The organism is Coralloluteibacterium thermophilum, from assembly GCF_042654365.1.
Taxonomy (GTDB): domain Bacteria; phylum Pseudomonadota; class Gammaproteobacteria; order Xanthomonadales; family Xanthomonadaceae; genus Coralloluteibacterium; species Coralloluteibacterium thermophilum.
The window spans coordinates 1-20731 of record NZ_JBHSGG010000070.1 but is presented as its reverse complement, the minus strand read 5'-3'; the positions used below and the strand labels follow the sequence as shown (position 1 = coordinate 20731).

General features: G+C 73.1%; 25 protein-coding genes. 18 read left to right on the top strand and 7 right to left on the bottom strand.

Annotated features, from left to right (window positions below; genetic code table 11):
• The 3 genes from ACFO3Q_RS17175 to ACFO3Q_RS17165 all read right to left on the bottom strand — a co-directional run.
• Positions 1-676 (bottom strand): hypothetical protein (locus ACFO3Q_RS17175; RefSeq protein WP_377006164.1); only part of this gene is annotated, 676 nt, incomplete at its 3' end.
• Positions 669-1274 (bottom strand): response regulator transcription factor, encoded by a 606-nt coding sequence (locus ACFO3Q_RS17170; protein ID WP_377006162.1) that lies wholly within the window; start codon positions 1272-1274, stop codon positions 669-671. The genes ACFO3Q_RS17175 and ACFO3Q_RS17170, both read right to left, overlap by 8 nt.
• Positions 1271-2368: a sensor histidine kinase gene (locus ACFO3Q_RS17165; RefSeq protein WP_377006160.1), complete on the bottom strand. Its 1098-nt coding sequence runs from the start codon at positions 2366-2368 to the stop codon at positions 1271-1273. Before ACFO3Q_RS17165 ends, ACFO3Q_RS17170 begins: the two co-directional genes overlap by 4 nt.
• A gap of 96 nt (positions 2369-2464) precedes the next feature.
• On the opposite strand from ACFO3Q_RS17165, the gene ACFO3Q_RS17160 reads away from it, so the two are divergent.
• The 12 genes from ACFO3Q_RS17160 to ACFO3Q_RS17105 all read left to right on the top strand — a co-directional run bounded on the left by ACFO3Q_RS17160 (position 2465) and on the right by ACFO3Q_RS17105 (position 14018).
• The gene (locus ACFO3Q_RS17160; protein WP_377006158.1) at positions 2465-2866 is read left to right on the top strand and encodes a flagellar biosynthetic protein FliO; all 402 of its coding nucleotides are present in this window, start codon (positions 2465-2467) and stop codon (positions 2864-2866) included.
• A gap of 332 nt (positions 2867-3198) precedes the next feature.
• Positions 3199-5244, top strand: a complete 2046-nt coding sequence (locus ACFO3Q_RS17155; RefSeq protein WP_377006156.1) for an FHIPEP family type III secretion protein — start codon at positions 3199-3201, stop codon at positions 5242-5244.
• Positions 5245-5374: 130 nt separating this feature from the next.
• Entirely contained in the window at positions 5375-7357 is a 1983-nt protein-coding gene (sctC, locus tag ACFO3Q_RS17150; protein WP_377006154.1) for a type III secretion system outer membrane ring subunit SctC, read from the top strand.
• Between the two features lie 45 nt (positions 7358-7402).
• Entirely contained in the window at positions 7403-8584 is a 1182-nt protein-coding gene (locus ACFO3Q_RS17145; RefSeq protein WP_377006152.1) for a SctD/MshK family protein, read from the top strand.
• Between the two features lie 76 nt (positions 8585-8660).
• The gene (locus tag ACFO3Q_RS17140; protein ID WP_377006150.1) at positions 8661-8999 is read left to right on the top strand and encodes a hypothetical protein; all 339 of its coding nucleotides are present in this window, start codon (positions 8661-8663) and stop codon (positions 8997-8999) included.
• 60 nt (positions 9000-9059) lie between these two features.
• Complete coding sequence (locus tag ACFO3Q_RS17135) at positions 9060-9488, top strand: hypothetical protein (RefSeq protein WP_377006149.1); 429 nt, start codon at positions 9060-9062, stop codon at positions 9486-9488.
• An 18-nt stretch (positions 9489-9506) separates the two neighbouring features.
• Entirely contained in the window at positions 9507-10268 is a 762-nt protein-coding gene (sctJ, locus tag ACFO3Q_RS17130; RefSeq protein WP_377006147.1) for a type III secretion system inner membrane ring lipoprotein SctJ, read from the top strand.
• A 1-nt stretch (position 10269) separates the two neighbouring features.
• The gene (locus ACFO3Q_RS17125; protein ID WP_377006145.1) at positions 10270-10869 is read left to right on the top strand and encodes a hypothetical protein; all 600 of its coding nucleotides are present in this window, start codon (positions 10270-10272) and stop codon (positions 10867-10869) included.
• Positions 10866-11489: a FliH/SctL family protein gene (locus tag ACFO3Q_RS17120; protein ID WP_377006143.1), complete on the top strand. Its 624-nt coding sequence runs from the start codon at positions 10866-10868 to the stop codon at positions 11487-11489. Before ACFO3Q_RS17125 ends, ACFO3Q_RS17120 begins: the two co-directional genes overlap by 4 nt.
• Positions 11486-12832 (top strand): FliI/YscN family ATPase, encoded by a 1347-nt coding sequence (locus ACFO3Q_RS17115; protein ID WP_377006141.1) that lies wholly within the window; start codon positions 11486-11488, stop codon positions 12830-12832. The genes ACFO3Q_RS17120 and ACFO3Q_RS17115 overlap by 4 nt, the downstream gene beginning before the upstream one ends.
• Positions 12829-13329: a hypothetical protein gene (locus ACFO3Q_RS17110; protein WP_377006139.1), complete on the top strand. Its 501-nt coding sequence runs from the start codon at positions 12829-12831 to the stop codon at positions 13327-13329. The genes ACFO3Q_RS17115 and ACFO3Q_RS17110 overlap by 4 nt, the downstream gene beginning before the upstream one ends.
• A complete protein-coding gene (locus tag ACFO3Q_RS17105) occupies positions 13326-14018 on the top strand; it encodes a hypothetical protein (protein WP_377006138.1) in 693 nt (230 codons plus the stop codon). The genes ACFO3Q_RS17110 and ACFO3Q_RS17105 overlap by 4 nt, the downstream gene beginning before the upstream one ends.
• Here the strand turns inward: ACFO3Q_RS17105 and ACFO3Q_RS17100 are convergent.
• Positions 13990-14589 (bottom strand): GNAT family N-acetyltransferase, encoded by a 600-nt coding sequence (locus ACFO3Q_RS17100; protein WP_377006136.1) that lies wholly within the window; start codon positions 14587-14589, stop codon positions 13990-13992. The genes ACFO3Q_RS17105 and ACFO3Q_RS17100 overlap by 29 nt on opposite strands.
• 179 nt (positions 14590-14768) lie before the next feature.
• On the opposite strand from ACFO3Q_RS17100, the gene ACFO3Q_RS17095 reads away from it, so the two are divergent.
• Together ACFO3Q_RS17095 and ACFO3Q_RS17090 are read left to right on the top strand one after the other, a co-directional pair.
• Positions 14769-15017, top strand: coding sequence for a hypothetical protein (locus ACFO3Q_RS17095; protein ID WP_377006134.1), 249 nt, complete (start codon positions 14769-14771; stop codon positions 15015-15017).
• Between the two features lie 3 nt (positions 15018-15020).
• Positions 15021-15332 carry a hypothetical protein gene (locus tag ACFO3Q_RS17090; protein WP_377006132.1) on the top strand — a complete coding sequence of 104 codons (312 nt, stop codon included), beginning with the start codon at positions 15021-15023 and terminating at the stop codon, positions 15330-15332.
• A gap of 70 nt (positions 15333-15402) precedes the next feature.
• On the opposite strand, the gene ACFO3Q_RS17085 is transcribed toward ACFO3Q_RS17090, so the two are convergent.
• Positions 15403-16212: a DUF6683 family protein gene (locus ACFO3Q_RS17085; RefSeq protein WP_377006130.1), complete on the bottom strand. Its 810-nt coding sequence runs from the start codon at positions 16210-16212 to the stop codon at positions 15403-15405.
• 136 nt (positions 16213-16348) lie between these two features.
• Between ACFO3Q_RS17085 and ACFO3Q_RS17080 the strand changes: the two genes are divergently transcribed.
• The 4 genes from ACFO3Q_RS17080 to ACFO3Q_RS17065 all read left to right on the top strand — a co-directional run bounded on the left by ACFO3Q_RS17080 (position 16349) and on the right by ACFO3Q_RS17065 (position 18969).
• The gene (locus tag ACFO3Q_RS17080) at positions 16349-16789 is read left to right on the top strand and encodes a hypothetical protein (protein ID WP_377006129.1); all 441 of its coding nucleotides are present in this window, start codon (positions 16349-16351) and stop codon (positions 16787-16789) included.
• A 149-nt stretch (positions 16790-16938) separates the two neighbouring features.
• On the top strand, positions 16939-17265 hold the full coding sequence (locus ACFO3Q_RS17075; RefSeq protein ID WP_377006127.1) for a hypothetical protein: 327 nt from the start codon (positions 16939-16941) through the stop codon (positions 17263-17265).
• Positions 17266-17398: 133 nt separating this feature from the next.
• A complete protein-coding gene (locus tag ACFO3Q_RS17070; RefSeq protein WP_377006125.1) occupies positions 17399-18139 on the top strand; it encodes a DUF6683 family protein in 741 nt (246 codons plus the stop codon).
• A gap of 23 nt (positions 18140-18162) precedes the next feature.
• A complete protein-coding gene (locus tag ACFO3Q_RS17065) occupies positions 18163-18969 on the top strand; it encodes a DUF6683 family protein (protein ID WP_377006123.1) in 807 nt (268 codons plus the stop codon).
• Positions 18970-19038: 69 nt separating this feature from the next.
• On the opposite strand, the gene ACFO3Q_RS17060 is transcribed toward ACFO3Q_RS17065, so the two are convergent.
• Both ACFO3Q_RS17060 and ACFO3Q_RS17055 read right to left on the bottom strand, forming a co-directional pair.
• Positions 19039-20274 carry a D-alanyl-D-alanine carboxypeptidase family protein gene (locus tag ACFO3Q_RS17060; protein ID WP_377006121.1) on the bottom strand — a complete coding sequence of 412 codons (1236 nt, stop codon included), beginning with the start codon at positions 20272-20274 and terminating at the stop codon, positions 19039-19041.
• Between the two features lie 54 nt (positions 20275-20328).
• Positions 20329-20731 (bottom strand): SPOR domain-containing protein (locus ACFO3Q_RS17055; RefSeq protein ID WP_377006119.1); only part of this gene is annotated, 403 nt, incomplete at its 5' end.

The window sequence follows — 20731 nt, the reverse complement described above, 5'->3', positions numbered from 1 at the left end:
GGCCGAGCACGACCACGTCGCCGGCGCCGAGCCGCGCGAAGCGGCGGGCGGCGAGCGGCGGCGTGCGCAGGCGGAGCGCGACCGGCGCGGGCAGGCCGGGGTCGATGCCGGGCGGCGGCGGCGCCTCGGCCGGATGCAGCTCGGCCAGGCGCTCGAGCCAGCCGGTCGGCAGGCAGACCGCGCCGCTGCTGCACGCGCCGGCCTCGGGGCCGTCGAGGCGGAAGGCCAGCCAGGCGCCCTCCGCTTCGCCGGCGGCGCCCAGGGCGACCGGCAGCAGGTCCTCGCCGAGGGCCCGCGCCAGCGCGCCGAGCAGGGTCTCGTGCGCCAGGGTCCAAGCCATCAGCCGTGCGCGGCCCCGGTAGTCGCTCCAGGCGCGCTCGTCCAGCGGCTGCGCGTGCCCGTCGCGATAGAGGCGCAGCAGCGCCCGCGCGGCGCCGCCCTGCAGCTCCACCGTCTCCCAGGCGAGAGCGAGTCCGCCGGGCGGCCCGAAACGCAGCCGCAGCGGGCCCGCCTCCCCCTGCTCGACGTGGGCGCGCGGTCGGGAGAACACCCGCCGCAGGAGCGCGGCATGCTCCGGGCGCAGGCTCGGCAGGCCGCGCCGCGAGCGCGTCGCGGCGGGCGCGGCGCCGTCCTCCGCGGGCGCCTCGGGCGCACGCGGTTCGGTGACCTCAGTCATGGCCAAGCGCCACCTTCATGAGTTCGGGGAGGGAGCGCACGCCGAGCTTGCCCATCATGTTGGCCCGGTGCAGTTCCACGGTCTTGATGCTGATGCCGAGGATGTCGGCGATCACCTTGTTGGGCTTGCTGGCCACGACCAGGTCGAGCACCTGGCGCTCGCGCGGACTGAGCTTGCCCAGCCGCTCGCTCTGTCCCGCACCGCGGCCGTCGCGCCCGGGACGCGCCGCCACCGCCGCGCGGATGGCCTGTACCAGCGCCTCGTCGCCGAAGGGCTTCTCGAGGAAGTTGGAGGCGCCCTTGCGCATCGCCTCGACCGCGAGCGGCACGTCCCCGTGCGCGGTGACGAACACGATGGGCAGCGCGATGCCGCGGCGCTTGAGCTCCTCCTGGAGCTGCAGCCCGCTCATCTGCGGCATGCGGATGTCCGAGACCAGGCACAGCGGCTCGCCGCCATGGCGCTCCGCCAGGTAGGCGTCGAGGAAGGCACCGCCCGAGGCGTAGGCCTGCACCGCGAAGCCCGCCGTCTCCAGCAGCCAGGCGGTGGAATCGCGGAACGCATCGTTGTCGTCGACCAGGAACACGCGTGCCTCGGTCATGCCGCCGGCTCCGTCATCGCATCCCCTGCGGGCGGAAGGGTAAAGCCGAACACGCTGCCGCCGCCATCGCGGGGTTCGAAGAACAGGCGTCCCTCGTGGTACTCGATGATGGAACGGCAGATCGACAGGCCGATGCCGAGCCCGTCGCTCTTGGTGGTGAAGAAGGGCGAGAACAGGTGCTCGCGCTCGCTGTCGCTGAGACCCGCGCCGCGGTCCAGCACGCGCAGTTCGACCTCGCCGTCGAGGTTCTCGCGCGCCTGCACGCGCAGCTCGCGCCGCGCCGGCGGCACGTCGCGCATGGCCTCGATCGCGTTCTTGACCAGGTTGAGCAGCACCTGCTCGACCATCACGCGGTCGGCGTAGACCATCGGCAGCCCGTCGTCCAGCGCGAGGTCGATGCACAGGCCGAGGCGCTCGGCCTCGAGCCGCAGCAGTTCGATGACGTTGCCGGCGATCTCGGCCACCGCGTGCGCGTCCCGGCGCGGCTCGCGCGCCCGCACGAACTCGCGCACCCGCGCGATGACCGCGCTGGCGTGCTCGGCCTGCGAGCGCGCCGACAGCAGCGCGCGCTCGACCTGGCCCGGGCCGCCGGCCTGCCCGACGAGGCGCAGGCTGCCGTTGAGGTAGTTCACGATCGCGGCGAGCGGCTGGTTCAGCTCGTGCGCGAGGGTGGCCGCCATCTCGCCGACCGACATCATCCGCGAGGTGAACAGCAGGCGCTCCTGCTGCGCCTTGTGGCTCTGCAGGGCCTCGCGGTGCTCGCTGACGTCGAGCGCGGTCAGCACGTCGAGCGCGCCCGCGCGGGTCTCGGCGCGCCCCCAGTGCAGGGCGTACCAGCGGCGGCTGTGCGGCGCGGCGACCTGGACGCCGGCGGCCGCGTCCTCCGCGACCTGCAGCGCGGCCAGCAGCGCGCCCCGCGCATCGTGTCCGGCGAGGCCGCCGAACGCGCTGCGGTAGCGCGCGTTGGCCGCCACCAGGCGACCGTCCGCGGCGAAGGCGGCCATGGCGAAGGGGCTGGCGTCGAGCACGGCGGCGACCGCGTCGGCGCCGCTTCCGCGCGGCGCGGCGACGCGACGTGCGGCCGACGGCGTCATGCCCTGCGCCCCATGCAGCGGGTAAGCTCGCCGCGCCCGGCCGCGGACGCCGCACCGGGCGCGCGATGCCCGCCCACTGCCTGGACGACCTGCCGGATGCGAACGCTGCCCCTCACCCTGTCCGTCCTCGGCGCCCTCTGGACGTCGGCCGCAGTCGCCGCACCGGCGCCCGCACCCGGACCGAGTTTCGTCGGTGAACTGGTCTCGATCCTGCTCCCGCTGTCGCTGATCATCGCCGCCCTCATCGCCTTCCTGCTGCTCGCCCGCCGCCGCTTCAAGATCACCGGTCGCGACGCGCCGCTCTCGGTGCTGCAGGTGGTCCCGGTGGGGCCGCGCGAGCGGGTCGTCCTGCTGCAGACCCGCCGTGGCGGCGTGATCGCCGTCGGCGTCAGCGCCCACCGCGTCGACCTGCTCGCACGCCTCGAAGCCGAGGAACTGGGCCTTCCCCCACCCGCGGCGGCGGCCACGAATAGCACGCCGACATCACGCCCGGGTTAAGCCCGTATGAGCTGCGGATGACGCCGCGGAGGCCGGCTGCCGCGGCGGGTTGTTGCCGCATTGCCGTGAAGCGCACGTGTCGAAAGCCGGTGTCGTGAACACGGTGGCACAACGTTGCGTTGCAGTGCTAGCCTCAAAAAAACAGGGGGACGTTGTCGACGGGTGGGCACGCCGTGTGCTCACCACTACGCATGAGGTAACTGCATGCGATTGGCGATCGGCTTCATCCGACACAACTCGCGCATCCCGCTTTCCGGCCAGCCTCCGCTGCGGCCGCCCGTCGCCGCGCGCCCGCGCGGCGGCGCGCACACCGCGCCGCGCTGAGTCCCGCCATGCGCTCCCTTTCCGGCACGCTCGCGGCGACGGGCGGGATCCTCCGTCGCCCCGGCAGCTACAGCGACATCGTCCTCGCGCTCGCCGCGGTGACGATCATCACGCTGATGATCCTGCCGCTGCCGCTGGCGGTGATCGACACCCTGGTCGCGTTCAACATCGCCATCGGCTTCGGCCTGCTGCTGATCGCGATCTACATCCCGACGCCGGTGGCGTTCTCGAGCTTCCCCAGCGTGTTGCTGCTCACCACGCTGTTCCGGCTGTCGCTGTCCATCGCGATCACCCGCCTCATCCTCATGGACGCGGACGCGGGCCACATCATCGACACCTTCGGCAACCTCGTCGCCGGCGGCAACCTGGTGGTGGGCCTGGTGGTGTTCCTCATCATCACCGTGGTGCAGTTCATCGTGGTCGCCAAGGGCGCGGAGCGCGTGGCCGAGGTCGCCGCGCGCTTCACCCTCGACGCGATGCCCGGCAAGCAGCTCTCGATCGACTCCGACCTGCGCTCCGGGCTCATCGACAAGGACGAGGCCAAGCGCCGGCGCCGCCTGCTCGAGGTCGAGAGCCAGCTCCACGGCAGCCTCGACGGCGCCATGAAGTTCGTGAAGGGCGACGCCATCGCCGGCATCGTCATCATCATCATCAACCTGCTCGGCGGCCTCGCCGTCGGCACCCTGCAGCGCGGCATGTCGCTCGGCGACGCGGTGCAGACCTACAGCATCCTGACCATCGGCGACGGCCTGGTCTCGCAGATCCCGGCCATCCTCGCGGCCATCTCCGCGGGCCTGGTGGTCACCCGCACCGCCGGCACCGAGGACGACAAGCACCTCGGCGAGGCGATCTCGCGCCAGGTCTCGGGCGAGCCCCGCGTCCTGCTGATCACCGGCTGCCTGTCGCTGCTGATGATGTTCGTGCCGGGCTTCCCGGTGGCGGTCTTCGGCCTGCTCGGCGTAAGCCTGCTGGCGGTCTCCGCCTACCGCTACCGCCACCGCCATCCGCAGCTGCGCCGCCTGTTCCGCGTGCCGGCGAGCGAGCAGACGCCGGAGGAGGTCAAGGCCGCCGCCGAGGTCGACGACCTCGCGCCCCCGCCGCCGCTGCTGGTCGAGGTCGGCCCGGCCCTGCTCGCGAGCCTCGGCGAGGACGCCGTGCGCCGCGGCCTCAAGGGCATGGTGCAGGGGCTGCGCGAGGAGTTCGGCGTCCCGGTGCCCGCACCCACGGTGCGCAGCGACGCGCGGCTCGGCGCCGACGGCTACCGCATCAGCGCGTTCGGCGCGCGCATGGGCTCGGGCACGCTGCGCGGCGATGCCGCCTTCCTGCCGGCGCCCGGCGGCACCGGCGACGACGAGGCCGGCGGGTTCTATCCCGCGTGGCCGGGCCAGTGGGTGGCCGCCGGCACGCCCGGCGCGCTCGCGCCGCTGGAGGCGCTGGTCGCGCACTGCCGCAACGCGATCCAGCGGCGCATGGGCGGCTTCATCGGCATCCAGGAGACCGCCAACCTGTTCGGCAAGATGTCCAAGGACTATGCCGACCTCGTCAAGGAGATGCTCCGCGTGGTCGCGCCGCAGCGCGTCGCCGACGTGCTCAAGCGGCTGTCCGAGGAAGGCGTGCCGATCCGCAACCTGCGCGACGTGTTCGAGGCGATCACCGAGGTCGGCGGCCGCGAGAAGGACGTGGTCATGCTCACCGAGTACGTGCGCGTGGCGCTCAAGCGCGAGATCGCCGAACGCTATGCGGATGCCGACCGCACCCTGCACGTGGTCCTCGTGCATCCCGAGCTGGAGGACCGCCTGCGCCAGTCGGTGCGCGTGGCCGGCGGGGCGAGCCAGCTCGCCATCACGCCCGAGCTGGCGTCGCGGCTCGGCCAGGAGATCCGCACGCAGCTGGCGCGCGCCGGGGGGAAGGTTCCGGTCCTGCTGTGTTCGCTCGATGTCCGCCGCCACCTGCGCAAGCTGGTGGAGGTCGATTTCTTCCAGCTCCCGGTGCTGTCGTACCAGGAGCTCGCCCCGGACCTGCGGATCGTGCAGGCCGGCCAGATCAACGCCTGACGCCGCCCGGCGCAGGACGAGCATTCCATCCATTGACGAGTAGAGGGTTCGAATGACGAAGGGGATCGCGCCAACGGCACGCCGCAGGGGAACGTCCAGGGGGCTTTCGCTCCTGGCCGGCGTCGTGCTCATGCTCGCCACGGCAACCGGCGCCATCGCCGCGCCGATCCCGCTGCGCGGCGAGCCGATCGAGCTCAACCTCAACGCCGAGCCGCTGCCGGACTTCCTGACCCGCTTCTTCACCGACCAGGGTCTCACCGTCGTCCTCAGCGACGCCGTGCGCCAGGACCGGCGCACCCTCAACGGCCCGCGCTCGGGCACGCCCGCGCAGATCTTCCGCGGCATCGCCAACTCCAACGGCCTGCTCGCCTACTACGACGGCATGGTCGTGTACGTGTACCTCGCCAACGAGCGCGTCAGCCGCGACTTCGCGATGACGCCGGACAACGTGTCGCGCTTCATGCGCGCCTTCTACGAGTTCAAGCTCGGCGACGAGCAGAACAACTTCAACGCCTCGACCGAGACCGGCATCGTCATGGTCTCGGGCGCGCGCCGCTTCGTGGAGCAGGCCGAGGCGCTGGCCAACAGCCTGGGCATCATGAGCTCGACCGCGCCGGCCGCGTTCAAGTACCTGCCGCTGCGCTACGCCTGGGCCTCCGACACCAGCATGTCGGTGGGCTCGCGCCAGATCGTGGTGCCGGGCGTGGCCAGCATCCTGCGCCAGCTCGTCGGCCTGCCCAGCGTGGGCGAGCGGGGCGCGGGGCGCATCGAGCAGCTGCAGCGGCCGTCGGCCGACCGCCTGCGCGGCCAGGGCCTGGCGTCGCAGGGCCCGCAGCGGCCGAGCATGAACCCGGCCGAGTTCGCCAGCGCGGGCTGGGATGCGCAGGACGGCGCCGCCTACTCGGAGGCCATCGGCCAGTCCGACGCGGTCAACTTCAACAGCGCGCCCGCGCTGCCCGGCCTCGCCGGGCCGCAGATCGTCGCCGACGCCGCGCGCAACGCGGTCATCGTGCGCGACCACCCGGACCGCCTGCCGATGTACGAGGAGCTGGTGCGGGCGCTCGACACCGAGCCGCGGCTGGTCGAGATCGAGGCCACGATCATCGACATCAACAAGGGCAAGCTGCGCGACATCGGCACCAACTGGCGCTGGCGCAACGGCCGCAACTCGGTGCAGTTCGGCGACGCCGACACCCAGAACGACTTCCTGCGCGCGCTGTTCGGCGACGTCCTGGGCGAGAACATCGACCTGCTGCGGAACCTCCCGGGCCTGACCGCGGGCGGCATCGTCGGCGACTCCTACCGCTTCCTCTACCGCATCAACCTGCTGGAGCAGGAGGACGTGGCGCGCGTGGTCTCGCGGCCGCAGATCGTCACGCTCAACGACGTCGAGGCGGTCATCGAGAGCACCCAGACCTTCTACGTCCCGGTCGGCGGCGCCTACGAGGTGGACCTGTTCAACGTCATGGCCGGCACCACCCTGCGGGTGACCCCGCACGTGGTCGAGGAGGCCGACGGCCGCCGCCGCATCCGCATGGTCATCGCGGCCGAGGACGGCGGGCTGGTGTTCCAGTCCAGCAGCACCGGCTTCAATTCGCAGATCCCGCTGGTCACCCGCAACGCGGTCAACACCCACGCCATCATCAACGAGGGCGAGAGCGTGCTGCTGGGCGGGCTGGTGCGCGACGCCAACACCCAGAACATCGACCGCATCCCCGGCCTGGGCAACATCCCCCTTGTCGGCGCCCTGTTCCGCCGCACCAACCGCGAGATGGAGCGCAACGAGCGCCTGTTCCTCATCACGCCGCGGCTGGTGGCGCAGAACCACATCACCGGGCAGCAGGCGCCGAGCTCGCCGCACACCACCCCGGAGTACCTCGAGTACCAGGACCGCGAACTGGACGCGGCGCGCAAGCGCCAGCGCCGCGAGGACCGCCGCGGGCGGCCCGCCGTCGGCGCGCAGGCCGCGCCGGTCTCGGTACCGCCCACCGCGGGCACCGCCCCGGCCGCACCCCCGGCCGTCGCCGTCGCCCGCGAGGAGGACGCCGCGCTGCGGCTCGCGCGCATGGAACGCGCCGCCATCGATGCCCCTCACGGGGTCCCTTCCACGTAGTGCACCCGACCGATGCAGACCTCTGACCCCCCGCGGAGAGCTGACATGACCCAGATTCCGGCCGCCCCCGACGCGGCACCCTCACCCGCCCAGGACCTCAGGGACCTGGAACTCCGCCTCGTGGACGGTGTCCACCGGGGCGCGCGGCGGCCCTGCCAGGACCGCGACGTCGTGCTCGCCGGCAGCGGCGACGACTGCGACCTCGTCCTCGCCGACGCGGACGTGGCGCCGCACCACGCCCTGATCACCGTGCTCGGCGGCGGCCTCTACATCCGCGCCATGGACGCTCCGGTGCGGCTCGGCGATCGCCTGCTGCAGCCCGGCGACCCGGCCCCCGTGCAGCCCTTCGAGCGCATCCGGATCGGCGGTGCGAGCCTCGTGCTGGGAGGCGCCGCCGATCCGCGCTGGGCCGAGTACGAGGACGCGCCGCCCGGGGAGGGGGAGCGCGCGACCGCAGCCCCCCGGCCGAGACCGCCGGTCGCCGCGGGCGGCCTGCGCCGCCTGCACGCGATGGCGGTGGTGGCGGTGCTGTCGCTCGCCTCGGTGGCCATCTACGCCTCGGTGCGCGAGCCGGCCGCCGTCGGCATCGAGGACGAGGAGACCCGCCTGCACCGCGTCCTGGCCGAGCTCGAGCTCGGCGAGATCGACGCGGAGATCCGCCACGACGGGCGCATCGTGCTGCACGGCGTCGTGCCCAGCTTCGAGGCGCGCCGGACGCTGGAGCGGCGCGCGCGCCAGGAGGGCATCGACCTCGACCTGCGCGACCTGCTGACCGGCGAGCAGATCGCGCAGGACATCCGCGAGATGCTGCGCCTGCACGGCGGCTACACCGCGCGCACCCGCTATCTCGGCGACGGCCGCGTCGCCGTGTCCGGCACGCTGACCGAGGCGCAGATGGTGGCGACGCTGGCGCACCCGGACATCGAGAAGATCCCGGGCTTCGTCGAGGCCGTGCCCGAAGGCCTGGCCGGCGGCGGCGAGGTCGCGGCGGCGGCGCCCTCGGGCAATCCGATCGTCTCGGTCGTGCGCGGCGACGACCCCTATCTCATCGCCGCGGACGGCTCGCGCTACTACCCCGGCGCCACCCTGCCCGACGGCGCCCACCTGGACTCCATCGGACAGGACATCTGGATCGTCCGCGACGGGCGCATGCAGCGCCTGCCCCTGACCGGGGCGCGGCTGCAGGCCCGGCGGCCGGCCGGCGCGGGCGCCGCCGCCACCCCATGACGCCATCCCCACGCGGACGCCACGCCGGCGCCCGCAAGGTCCACCCATCCCCCACGACGACAGCAGGAGAACGCAGATGAGCACCTTCACCGGAATCGGCATGTCCCTCGACATCGGCGCCACCGGCACCTCGGCCCCGGGCTTCAAGGGCGCGGCCGCCGCCCCGCGCGTGGTCAGCAACGAGGACGCGCGCAGCTGGTACGAGGCCATGTCCAAGGCCTGGGGCCAGACCCTCGATGCCCAGGCCACCGTCATCACCGACCTCTCGGCCAAGATCAGCGAGGGCGGCGACCAGCCGTCGAACATGGTCGAGCTGACCGCGCAGAGCCTGAAGATGCAGTTCATGTCGAACAACGCGGCCACTTCGCAGAACGCGACCGGCCAGGCCCTCGAGACCCTGGGCAAGCGCCAGTAAAGGCCCGCCCGGCGCGCCCGCGGGCGCGCCGCAACGGGGCATCGCCCCAAGGAGCATCCCATGATCGAAGCCATCGCCCAGGTCGGCATCGACCAGTCCGCCGTCGCCGGAGGCGCGGCCGCCGCAGGCGGCCCGGGCCAGGCCGGCGCCTACGACGTCGCCCACTTCCGCAACGCCTACACCCAGGCGCAGTCCGCGGCCGAGGCCCCGGCCGCCAACGCGCTGCCCGCCGAGGCGGTCTCGCCGGCGCAGCCGCCGGGAGAGGGCCTGAAGGCCGCCCTGACCTTCTTCGACGCCATCAATGCGCGCGCCAGCGACATCGGCACCAAGTCGGAGAGCCTGATCGCCAAGAACGGGCAGTTCGCGCCGAGCGAGATGCTCGACCTGACCATGAAGGCGCATCACTTCATGTTCCAGGCCACGATCACCTCGAACGTCGCCAACCGCACGTCCGACGGCGTCCAGCAGTTGTTCCGCCAGCAGTCCTAGCCCCACGAGGTGCGTGCCATGCTCCGAGCAAGATTCCTCGTCCTCGCCCTCGGCTGCGTCGTGCTGGTCGCCTGCGGGCGCACCACGCTCTACAGCGACCTCAGCGAGCAGCAGGCCAACGAGATCGTGGCGGCCCTGCAGGCGGTCGGCCTCGACGCGCGCAAGGAGCTGTCGCGGCGCAAGAACGCGGGATGGGAGGTGCAGGTGCCCCAGGGGCACTTCCCGGAGGCCATGGACGTGCTCGCCGCGCGCGGCCTGCCGCGCGAGCGCTTCTCCAACCTCGGCGACCTGTTCGCCAAGGAAGGCTTCGCGTCCTCGGCGCTGGAGGAGAAGGCGCGCTACATCCACGGCATGACCCAGGTGCTCGAGGACACGCTCTCGCGCATCGACGGCGTGGTCACCGCGCGCGTGCACATCGCCCTGCCGGAGCGCGATCCGCTGGGCGGCAACACCCTGCAGCCGTCGGCGTCGGTCGTGCTGTTCGAGGAGAGCGGCGGATCGCTGCGCGAACGCGAGACCTCCATCAAGGGCATCGTCAAGGACGGCGTCGAGGGCCTGCGCGACATCAACAACGTCACCGTCGCCATCTTCCCCGCGCGCCAGCTCCCGGAATCGACCCAGGCGCGCGTGGGCGCGGTGCCCTCGGCGAGCATGGCCGGCTTCAGCAGCAGTCCGCTGGCGCTGGCGATCGGCATCGGCGTCACCGCCATCCTGACCATGCTCGGCACCAGCCTCTGGCTGCGTCCGCACCGCGGCGGCCGCGGCCGTTCCGAGGGCTGACATGACGGTCGACGCCGTGCTCGCGGAGGTCGATCGCGGCTGGGTCCCCGACATCGCGCCGGGGCTCTACGGGCGTGCCCTCGCCAGCGCGCGGGGGCGCCGCCTCCTGGTGGACTGGCTGGCCGCGGAGGCGCCCGCCGCCTTCGCGCCGGCGCGCGGCGGCATCGCCGCCACCACGCTGGTGCGCGTCTGGCCGCGGACGCGGCTGCGCACCCTGCACCTGCAGCTCGGCGCGCTCGCCCACGCCGCCGCCGTGCGCGCGGTGATCGACCGCGCGTCCGTACTGCGCCTGCGCACCCTGCTCGGCGACGGCTACCGGATGGCGCTGGACGCGAACGTCTGGCCGGGCCCCGCCGACGCCACGATCGTCGCGCCGCAGCGCGCCGCGCTGCAGGCGGCGCTGGCATCGGACCAGGCGCTGCGGCGCCTCTTCGGCACCCAGGGCCGGATCGAACTCCAGGGCTGGGCGGCCGGCGCCGACCCGGCACTGGCCGCGTGGGCGCGCCTGCTCGGGCCGCCCGATGCCGTGGGCCCGGGCACGCCGCTGCTGCCGGGCGACCTGGTCGCCACCCTGGTCGCGCATCACCGGGGGCCGGCATGAGCGCGATCGGCGCCTTCGAGCCGCGCACGCTGGCCCGGATGCACACCGGCGAAGTGATGGACGCCTCGGAATGGCGGGCGCTCGCCGACGTCGATGCCCTGCTCGAACGCATCAATGCATTGCAGGCCGCCGCCACCGAGGAGATCGCACAGGCGCGCGAGGCCGGCTACCAGGCCGGGTTCGCCGAAGGCCTGACCCGTGCCCAGCAACAGATGACACAGCAGCTCGCCGCCCTCAACGAGCGCCGCGCGCGCACCCTGGCCGAGGCCGAGGGCCGCATCGCCGACCTGGCCTGCGCCATCGTCGCGCGCATCGCGCCGGGGCTGGACGCCGAACGCCTGGTTCCGCCCCTGGTGGTGCAGGCGGTGGAGGCCGCGCAGGCGGAGCAGTTCCTGCTCATCCGCGTGCATCCCGACGCCCGTGCCGCGGTCGCCGGCAGCCTCGGCGAGGTGCGCCAGGCGCATCCGGCGGTGGGCGTGATCGAACTGGTTGCCGACGAGAGCCTCGACCCGCACAGCTGCGTGGTGGTCTCGGAGGCGGGCGAGGTGCGCGCCGGCGTGCAGCAGCAGATCGAGGCGATCCGCCAGGCGCTGGCCGCGGTCGGGCAGGCGGCGGCATGAACGGCCCGCGCACGCTCGCGCCCCTTGGCCCGCAGGCCGAACGCGACCCGCTGCTGGAGGCGCTCGGGCGCGCCAGCGCCATCGAGCGCGTCGGCAAGGTCGCCGAGGCCTACGGCACCCTGATCCGCGCCACCGGCCTGAAGGCCGCCATCGGCGAGCTGTGCGAGCTGCGCAACCCGGACCGCCCGGGCTTCCGCCTCGCGGCCGAGGTGGTCGGCGTATCGCGCAACCACACCCTGCTGACCCCGCTGGGCGCGCTCGACGGCGTCTCGGCCACCACCGAGGTGCTGGCGAGCGGGCGGCAGGCGGCGGTCAAGGTGGGCGACGCCCTCCTCGGCCGCATCCTCGACGCCCACGGCGAGCCGCTCGACGGCCTCGGCCCGCTGGCGACCACGGCCGAGGTGCCGATCTACGCGGCCTCGCCCAACCCGCTCAGCCGCACCCTGATCGAGCGCCCGTTCCCCACCGGCGTGCGCGCGCTCGACACCGTGCTCACCGCAGGCGAGGGACAGCGCCTGGGCATCTTCGCCGTCGCCGGCGGCGGCAAGTCCACGTTGCTCGGCATGCTGGCGCGCGGCGCCTCGTCCGACGTCAACGTGATCGTCCTGGTGGGCGAGCGCGGCCGCGAGGTCAACGAGTTCATCCACGACAGCCTGGGCGCCGCCGGCCTCGCGCGCTCGGTGCTGGTGGTCGCGACCTCGGACCGCCCCGCCCTGGAGCGCAGCCGCGCCGCCTGGGTCGGCACCGCCATCGCCGAGCACTTCCGCGACCAGGGCAAGCGCGTGCTGCTGCTGCTCGATTCGGTCACCCGCTTCGCCCGCGCCCTGCGCGACGTCGGCCTCGCCATCGGCGAGCCCCCCGCGCGCCGGGGCTTTCCGCCCTCAGTGTTCTCCGAGCTGCCGCGCCTGTTCGAGCGCGCCGGCAACAACGACAGGGGCGCGATCACCGCCTTCTACACCGTGCTGATGGAGGACGAGGACGGCAGCGACCCGGTCGCCGAGGAGGTGCGCTCCATCCTCGACGGGCACATCGTGCTCTCGCGCAAGCTGGCCGCCGCCTACCACTATCCGGCCATCGACGTGCTCGCCAGCGCCAGCCGCGTGATGCCGCGCGTGGCGTCCGAGGCGCATCAGCGGGCCGCCGGCCAGTTGCGGAAGTACCTGGCCAAGTACAACGAGATCGAGCTGCTGATCCAGCTCGGCGAGTACCGCCCCGGCAGCGACCGCGAGGCGGACATCGCCATCGAGAAGATCGGCGCCATCCGCCAGCTCCTGCAGCAGCCGGCGGCGCAGAGCGTGCCCTTCGCCGAGGCCGAGGGCGCGCTGAGGGCCCTGTTCCCGTGAGCCGCCGGCGCTACCCGCTCGAGACCCTGATCAAGGTGCGCGAGCATCGCACCGAGAAGGCGCGGCAGCTCGTGCTCGAACGCCTGGCCAAGGTCCGCGAGTGCCTCGCCGCCTGCACGCGCATCGAGGGCGAGATCCAGTCCCTGCGCAACGAGCGCGCGGCCCAGCGTGCGCGCCTGCTCGACCCGCCGCCGGCGGGCGTCGCCTGGCCGACGGCGCTGGCACAGCGCGAGGCGCACGCCGACCTGCTCGCCGCCAAGGCGGAGGCCGCCGGCCAACGGCTGCAGGCCGCGCGCCAGGCCCAGCACGCGGCCGAGGCGGAACTCGACGAGGCACGGAAGGCGTTCTCCCGCACCCGGTCGCGGCTGGACGCCCTGATACAGCGCCGCGAGGCGTGGCGGCGCGAGGAAGCCGCGCGCGCCGAGCGACTGGACGACCTGGCGCTGGCCGACCTGGTGTCGGCGCGCCACACGACCCGCAGCGAGGTGAACGGATGAGCGTATCCCGCAGCATGCCCTCGACGCCTTCCGAGGGCGTCTCCCGCTCGACCCAGGTACGCCCGACGGAGCGGGCTCCGGCGCGCACGCCGCCGCCCGGCGAGGCCGTGGAGCGCTTCCGCCAGCTGATGGGGCGTGGCGACGGCAATCCCCGCGCCGGAGTGCCGCTGCACGAGGGGGCGCATCGCGAGGCGCATGCAGGCGCTCAGGCCGCCACGACGGAGGCCCCGACGCCCCAGCAGGCGCTGCCGGCCGGTCCCGATGCCGAAACCGGCAGCGGAGAGATGGGCGGCGGCGACACCATGGCGCCGGCCGAACTCGCGGCGCTGATGCAGGCGCAGCTGGGCCTGCGCGAACCGGCGGGCCCGGTCGCCGTGCCGCTGCCCCAGGCCGCGCCGACCGCCACCGCGTTCGCCGAGCTGCTCGAACGCCAGGTCAGGCAGATGCTGGTCAGCGCCGGCGGCATCGACGCGCACGGCAACGGCGAGGTGCTGCTGCGGATGAGCGACGCCACCCTCCCCGGCACCGACCTCACCCTCGCCCGCGGGCCGGAGGGCTGGGTGCTGCGCGCCGACGTGCGTTCGCGGGACTCCTACGAGGCGATCCAGCGCGCCGCGCCCGAACTCGCCCGCCGCTTCGCCGAGCGCAACCTCGGCGAGCTCAGCATCGAGCCCCGCTTCGACGGCTGACGGCCGCCGCAGTCGCGGTGCGCCGCGCACGCGGTCCCTGCCAGTCGGCGCCGTCGAGCACGAAGCGCAGCGCAGGCCGGCCGAACTGCTGCGCGTCCCCCTTCGGCACGAAGCCCAGGCGCGCCAGCAGCGGTGGGATCGAGCGGTTCCCGGGTGCGCACAGGCCGACCAGCAACGGCAGGCCGAGCCGCGCGAAGGCGTGCTCGCACAGCGCAGCGCCGCCCTCCAGCGCGTAACCGCGGCCCCAGGCCGCCGGCAGCAGCCGAGCGCCGATGCCCACCTCGCCGTCCGCATCGGGCACCAGCGAGAACAGGCCGAGGAAGCGGTCGTCTTCCGTCGCGGCACGCCAGAAGCCCAAACCGGGATGCGCATGCGCGATCGAGCCGCTCCACAGGATGAAGCCGGCCGCTTCCGGCACGGTCGCGACATGCCCGTCCAGGAGGTGCCGCACCACGCGTGGATCGCCGCCCAGCGCGAGCAGGTCGGCGATGTCGCGGGCATCGAAGCGGCGGAAGCGGATCCGCCGGGTCGATGGGGGCGCGTCGCCGGCGGCGTTCGGGATCGACTGCATGGGGCGGCTCCAGGCTGGCGGCGATTGTGCGCCGTGGCGGCGGTCGGGGCGCATAGGGCGCGCCCTAGGTCGGGTACGACCTAGCTGGTCCCGCCACGGCACATGCGGAGACTTCGTCCCACGCTGCCCCTCAAAGCCTGCGACGCAGCGTCCGCCCCTACCCTGAAGAGGAACCAGCTATGTCCAGCAACATCGGCGATCTCGTCGGCGGCCTCGTCCAGTCGGCATTCACCGCGGTCGGAACCGCGCTCGGCGGACCGCTCGGCGGAATGATCGGGAACTACATCGGCAGCATGTTCAACGACTTCGCGTCCAGCTTCGTCGGCACCATGCTGAGCGATCTCGGCCTGCCCGCCGACGCCAACGAGGCGTTCCGCGGCGCGTTCAACAGCGGCTTCGCCGACGCCCTCGGCAACTTCGGGCTGTAAGCCGTGAGCATCGACCCGGCATGGCAGCAGCGGCGGGCGTTCGAGGAGAAGCTCGACCAGCTCGAACGCGAGAACGCCATCGGCGCCGGCGACCGCGAGGCCCTGGTGGCCCGCTTCGACGCCATGCAGCGCGAGCTCGCCGACGAGCTCGCCCTCGTCGTCAAGCCCGAGTACGAGCGCCGCTGCCGTGAGGATGGCGACGAGGCCGCCAGGGCCTGGCTGGCGGAAGCCGGGCGCGATCTCGGCCAACGCGCCGGGACGCAGACCCGCGCGATGATCCTGGAGATGATGGAGCGGGCCCGCGACGCTGCCTGAGCGGCACCCGCTGCGCACGGGGCCCGCGGCGTTCGCGCCGCGGGTCTTCGCCTTTTCGCAGGACCGACCGTCAGCGTTGCACGAAGCCGCGCTCGGTGAGCGCCACCCGGCGCACGTCGACGCCGAGGCGCTCGCACACCGCGGCCAGACCGTCGCGCAGGCGGGCGGCATCCTCGCCGCCGCTCTCCTTCCATGCCGCCGCGGCGAGCAGGGTGAGGACCGCGAAGCTCTCCGCGGAACTCTGGAGATCCGCCGCAGGCATCGCCGGGATCGCATCGCCCCGCGCCTGCACGCCGCGCGCCAGGGTCGCTCGCACCGCGTCGTAGGCGCCCTGCGGCACCGGCCGGTCGTGTCCGTGGACGATGGCCCATGCGTAGATCAGGAAGGCGGCGTGCACGTCGCCCATGTTGTGCGGGGAGTAGCCGGCATCGGCAAGGACGCGCGCGTACTCGCGCTGCAGGACGCCGGACTCGAGCGTATCGAGCATTTCGTCGCGCCCCCGGCCCAGAGGCCGCGCCAGCAGGGTCAGGAAGTCGCCATCCGAGAGCGGCCCCGCGGCCAGAGGCTGCAGCGCGTCCGGCCACGCCGCGGCCTCTCCTGCGAACGCCGCGGCGAGCTTCCGGTTGACGTCCCGCCTGACGCCGGGGTCCGGCGAGAACGCGAAGACCTCCAGGCCCCGCCGCCCCGGGTCCGGCGCGGGGACCTCCTCCGCAGCCGGCGCCGCCTCGTCCCGGTGCCGCGGCAGATGGGTGTCGTGCCAGGCGCCGACTGCATTGATGTAGGGCATGTCGCCGATGGTCTGGGCGTGGACGACCGTCGGCAGGACGACAGCCGCCAGGAGCATGCGGGCGAAGGGGGCGAGCGGCGATTTCCTGCGCATGTCGGTTCGCGGTGAGGGGAGCCCGCGGATGATGGCTTCCGGCTGGGGCGTACCGCCCTGGGGAGCACCCTAGGTTGCCGGGCGTCGTCCGCGAGACATACTCGGGCGGTTGCACTACCCCGCGCAGGAGCCTGTCATGCCTTTGAACCCGGAACAGAAGGACGCCGTCGTCGGATCCATGCGCGAGGCGATCGAGAACGATCCGTCCGTCGCACCCGACCAACGGGACGCCCTCCTCCGCCATTTCGAGCACATCCTCGAGGCTGCGGACACCGAAAGCCAAAGCACGGCGCAGTCGCCGGACATGCAGTGGATGGCCGCTCTCGACGATGCCGGTGGCGAGCTTTCTGCCGACCAGCGCAGCGAGATCGCACGCGAGCTGAATGAACTGGCGGCTCTTGCGCAGAGCCCCGAGATCCGGTTGGCGAACGAGTTCGCCGAGCGTTGCCGCCGCGACGGCGAACCGACCGCTCGCGAATGGCTGAAAGGCGCGCTCGCACAGCAGGCCGCGCAGGAGCGCCGGGAGCCGGTGCTCGACGACCCGGTCGCTGCGCGCCTGTGGGCGGAACGACGCTGACGCACGGGAGAACCCTTGGTAGGGAACGCCCTAGCTAGAACGGCAGTCCCGGCCCTCGCATCATCGCCCCAAGCTTCCTCCGCACACCGCCGGACCCGCTCCGGACGAAGGTCAAGCCAACCCACCTACAGTAGTCGAGGACCACGACAATGAGCATCGGCAACTTCGATTCGGTTTCCTATCAGATCAACCTGACCCGCGTCACCAGCAGCGAGTTCAGCGAGAGCTCCGGCGGCAGCTGGCTGGTCGCCATGGCCAAGAACCTCGGCAAGCAGCTCGGCCAGGAGTACCAGAAGCTCTTCGAGCTCTCCAAGCAGATCGGCGGCATGGATTCGCAGAAGAACCCGGAGAAGTTCTCCGAGCTGACCAACGAGTTCTCCGCGCGCTCGCAGCTCGCGAACATGCTGAGCAACGCGATCTCGACGGCGATCAAGTCCATCGGCGAAGGCCAGACGGCGGTCGCGCGCAAGCAGTAAGCGCTCGCCGGGCGCGACTCCGGGGGCGGGCAGCGATGCCCGCCCCCGTTCGTGTTGCGGCCCGCGGCCCCGGCGCACGCCTCACGCGGCCTCCGCGATCATCCGTCCCATCGTTCGAGAAGGAGGCGACGACATGCATCCACTCAGTTCCGCCGGCCTGACCGGGATACTGCTCGTCGTCGGCGTCGCAGGAACCTGCCACGCGCAATCCACGCCGATGGTGTTGGACCCGTCCTTCTACAGCAACGCGGCGGCGCTGAGCATCACCAACCGCCGGCTTGCCGAACGCGCGGTGCAGCGCGATGGCGGGTCGGCTCCGCACGAGACGGAGCGGGAGGCAGCGACGCCCGCCAGCCTCGATTTCGTGCGCGATCCGGCCGTCACCGCGGCGGTACGCGACGCGATGCTGGAGCGCACCCGGCGCAGCAATCCGGCCGCCGCCGCGGAGTTCGACCGCAGCACGCGCGAGAGCGACTACGTCTCCGCCTTCGACGACATGGTCGGCGAGTACGGCTACCGCAGCACGAACGTCGCGGACGTCGCCGCGGCCCAGCTCGTCGTGAGCTGGATGATCGTCAACGGCACGCCCGAGCCCTCGCCCGCGCAGTTCGAGCTCGTCCGCAGGCAGATGGAACGGCGCCTGCTCGACGATGCGCGCCTCGCCCGCGCGGAGGATGCAGCGAAACAGGCCGTCGCCGACGAGATGCTGTTCCGCAGCGTCATGCTGGCGGCGGCGCGCACGCACCTGGAAAGGAACCCCGACCCGACCGTCTCGCGCGCCTTCGCCGCGTCGGTCCGGAACATGATGCGCGAGCAGGCGGGGCTCGACGTGCTCGGGCTGGCACTGGCCCGCGACGGCTTCGCCGGGCTGTAGCGGTGGCGCGCGGGCGCTCGACGATGCCGCGACCCAACGAGGACACGACGATGCGCGTACCGCCGGAGCGGTTCCCACCGGGATTCCGCCGCCCCACCTTCGCAGCACTCGCGCTGCTGGCCGGCCTGGCGACGGCCGGCGACGATCCCGCGACGCCCGCCGGCGCGGGCATGCAGGAGGCCGCCACGCCACCCGCGACGCGGGCGAGCACGCCGGCCACGATCGGCGACGGCGCCGCCCGCGATGCCCTGCGCGCCGCCATCGGTCGCGCGCTCTCGGCGCCCGCGCCGGACACGGCGCCCGCGGACCCGCGCCTGGCCTTCCGGCGCGATCCCGAAATCAGCCGCGAGGTGCAGCGGCGGATGCTGGAGGCCGGGGCGCGCACGCCCGGAACGCGGCGCGGCATGGAGGGCCTGTTCGCCTCCGGCGCCCTGCTGCGCGAGTACGACGCACTGCTGTCGCGCTTCGGCTACTCGCCGCAGAACCTCGCCGACGTGATCGCCGCCTACCTCGTGGTGTCGTGGGAGATCGTCAACGAGCGCGATTCGAACGACGAGCCGGCCGGACAGCGCGCGGTACGCGCGCAGCTGGTGGCGCCGCTGGCGGCCGATCCGGCGATCCTGGCGATGAGCGACGCCGAGAAGCAGGCCTACGCCGAGCAGCTGGCGTACATGACGATGATCCTCGGCGCGGGCTACCAGGACGTCCGGCGTCGCGGCCAGCGACGGCAGCTGGCGGACATGCAGACCGCGGTGCGGGGGAACGTCCTCGCCACCGGCGTCGACCTGGAGCGGATGGCGCTGACGCCGCAGGGGCTGCTGCCGCGCTGACGGCTCCGCCAACGAAGAAGGCCCGGCGATGCCGGGCCTTCCGATTCCGTCCTGTCGCGATGCGCGGCGCTACTCGGATTCCCACCACATCCAGAAGTCGTCGTAGAGGCGGCCGAAGAAGCCGGCCTCGGACACGTCCGACAGCGCGATCAGCGGACGCTCGGCCACGACCTCGCCGTCGAGGCGCACGCGGACCGTTCCCACCTGCTGGCCCTGCGCGATCGGCGCGACCAGCCGGGTCGGCACGTCCATGGTCGCCTGCAGTTCCTCGTAGCGGCCGCGCGGCAGGCTGACCAGGAGCGGCTCGGCGAGGCCGAGGTCGACGCTGTTGGCGGTGCCCTTCCACACGCGCTGGTCGGCGATCTTGACCTGGGCGTCGTAGAGCTTCTGGGTCTCGTAGAAGCGGAAGCCCCAGTTCAGCAGCGCCAGGCTGTCGCCCTCGCGTCGGCGGAAGCCCTCGGTGCGCGAGCCCTGGATCCCCATGACCACCGAGAGCAGGCGCTGGTCGCCGCGCTTGGCCGAAGCCAGCAGGCAGTAGCCGGCGGCCGAGGTGTGCCCGGTCTTGATGCCGTCGACGGTGCTGTCCTTCCACAGCAGGCCGTTGCGGTTGTACTGGCGGATGTTGTTGTGGGTGTATTCCTTGATCGCGTGCAGCGCGTAGTGCTCGGGGAAGTCGCGAATCAGCGCGCGCCCGAGGATGGCGATGTCGCGGGCGCTCATCTGGTGGCCCGGCGCGGTCAGTCCGTGGGAGTTGACGAAGTGCGAGTTGGTCATGCCCAGCCGCTGCGCGTAGCTGTTCATCAGCTGGGCGAACGCCTCCTCGGTGCCGGCGATGTGCTCGGCGAGCGCGATCGAGGCGTCGTTGCCGGACTGCACGACCATGCCCTTGAGCACCTCCTCGAGCGGCGCGCGGGTGTTCACGTCGAAACCCGAGTAGCTGCCGTCGGTCCCGGCGCCGCCCTCGCGCCAGGCGCGCTCGCTGATCAGCACCTGGTCGTCGAGCGCGACCTTGCCGGCGGCCAGTTCGGCGGCGACGACGTAGGTCGTCATCACCTTGGTGATGCTGGCCGGGTCCAGCGGCGTATCGATGTTGTCGCCCGCCAGGATCTGGCCGCTCTCGTAGTCCATCACCAGCCAGGCGGCGCCGGAGGAGGCGGGCGCGGCCGGGATCTGCACCGGACCGGCCGCGGGAGCCGGCGCACCCGGCTGCGGGACGGGCGTCGGGACCGGCGTGGGCTGCGGCGTCTGGGCGTGCGCGCCGAAGGCGAGCGCGGCGGCGACAACGGCGGTGTACAGGTGCTTCATGGAACGGCGGACTCCGGAGAATGCGGCGGGTGCGGGACCCGCGAAAGGGAAAGGCTAATCGAGCGCCACGCGCGGCTGGCCGAGGCCGAGCGCCGTCACCCGCGCGGCGGCCTCGGCGGCGGCGTCGGCCGCGAGCGGCCCCAGGCGCACGCGCCAGTAGGCGCGGCCGGCGACGTCCACCGGCGCGATCTCGATCCCGCCCAGGCCGGCCTCGCGCAGGCGGCGTGCGGCGGTATCGGCGTTCGCGCGCTCGGCGAAGCTGCCGACCTGCAGCCAGGCGGTGGCCCCGGCGGGGACCTGCGGCAGCGGCGGGGCGGGAGGCGCGGGGCTCGGCAGCGGTGCCGGCGGCAGTTCGGCGATCTCGGCGGCCGGCGACAGGTCCACCGCGCTGGCGGTCGCCGGCGGCGGCAGCGCCGGAGCCGCGGCGACCGCGGTGGGCGGCGCCTGGACCGGCGGC

Bases quoted from the DNA above. Each gene is read 5' to 3' on its own strand.
- ACFO3Q_RS17085 (WP_377006130.1), bottom strand. From the start codon at position 16,212: ATGCGCAGGAAATCGCCGCTCGCCCCCTTCGCCCGCATGCTCCTGGCG.
- ACFO3Q_RS17165 (WP_377006160.1), bottom strand. From the start codon at position 2,368: ATGACGCCGTCGGCCGCACGTCGCGTCGCCGCGCCGCGCGGAAGCGGC.
- sctJ (WP_377006147.1), top strand. From the start codon at position 9,507: ATGCTCCGAGCAAGATTCCTCGTCCTCGCCCTCGGCTGCGTCGTGCTG.
- ACFO3Q_RS17170 (WP_377006162.1), bottom strand. From the start codon at position 1,274: ATGACCGAGGCACGCGTGTTCCTGGTCGACGACAACGATGCGTTCCGC.
- ACFO3Q_RS17095 (WP_377006134.1), top strand. From the start codon at position 14,769: ATGTCCAGCAACATCGGCGATCTCGTCGGCGGCCTCGTCCAGTCGGCA.
- ACFO3Q_RS17140 (WP_377006150.1), top strand. From the start codon at position 8,661: ATGAGCACCTTCACCGGAATCGGCATGTCCCTCGACATCGGCGCCACC.
- sctC (WP_377006154.1), top strand. From the start codon at position 5,375: ATGCTCGCCACGGCAACCGGCGCCATCGCCGCGCCGATCCCGCTGCGC.
- ACFO3Q_RS17115 (WP_377006141.1), top strand. From the start codon at position 11,486: ATGAACGGCCCGCGCACGCTCGCGCCCCTTGGCCCGCAGGCCGAACGC.
- ACFO3Q_RS17155 (WP_377006156.1), top strand. From the start codon at position 3,199: ATGCGCTCCCTTTCCGGCACGCTCGCGGCGACGGGCGGGATCCTCCGT.
- ACFO3Q_RS17100 (WP_377006136.1), bottom strand. From the start codon at position 14,589: ATGCAGTCGATCCCGAACGCCGCCGGCGACGCGCCCCCATCGACCCGG.
- ACFO3Q_RS17080 (WP_377006129.1), top strand. From the start codon at position 16,349: ATGCCTTTGAACCCGGAACAGAAGGACGCCGTCGTCGGATCCATGCGC.
- ACFO3Q_RS17075 (WP_377006127.1), top strand. From the start codon at position 16,939: ATGAGCATCGGCAACTTCGATTCGGTTTCCTATCAGATCAACCTGACC.
- ACFO3Q_RS17145 (WP_377006152.1), top strand. From the start codon at position 7,403: ATGACCCAGATTCCGGCCGCCCCCGACGCGGCACCCTCACCCGCCCAG.
- ACFO3Q_RS17060 (WP_377006121.1), bottom strand. From the start codon at position 20,274: ATGAAGCACCTGTACACCGCCGTTGTCGCCGCCGCGCTCGCCTTCGGC.
- ACFO3Q_RS17125 (WP_377006145.1), top strand. From the start codon at position 10,270: ATGACGGTCGACGCCGTGCTCGCGGAGGTCGATCGCGGCTGGGTCCCC.
- ACFO3Q_RS17135 (WP_377006149.1), top strand. From the start codon at position 9,060: ATGATCGAAGCCATCGCCCAGGTCGGCATCGACCAGTCCGCCGTCGCC.
- ACFO3Q_RS17070 (WP_377006125.1), top strand. From the start codon at position 17,399: ATGCATCCACTCAGTTCCGCCGGCCTGACCGGGATACTGCTCGTCGTC.
- ACFO3Q_RS17065 (WP_377006123.1), top strand. From the start codon at position 18,163: ATGCCGCGACCCAACGAGGACACGACGATGCGCGTACCGCCGGAGCGG.
- ACFO3Q_RS17105 (WP_377006138.1), top strand. From the start codon at position 13,326: ATGAGCGTATCCCGCAGCATGCCCTCGACGCCTTCCGAGGGCGTCTCC.
- ACFO3Q_RS17120 (WP_377006143.1), top strand. From the start codon at position 10,866: ATGAGCGCGATCGGCGCCTTCGAGCCGCGCACGCTGGCCCGGATGCAC.
- ACFO3Q_RS17160 (WP_377006158.1), top strand. From the start codon at position 2,465: ATGCGAACGCTGCCCCTCACCCTGTCCGTCCTCGGCGCCCTCTGGACG.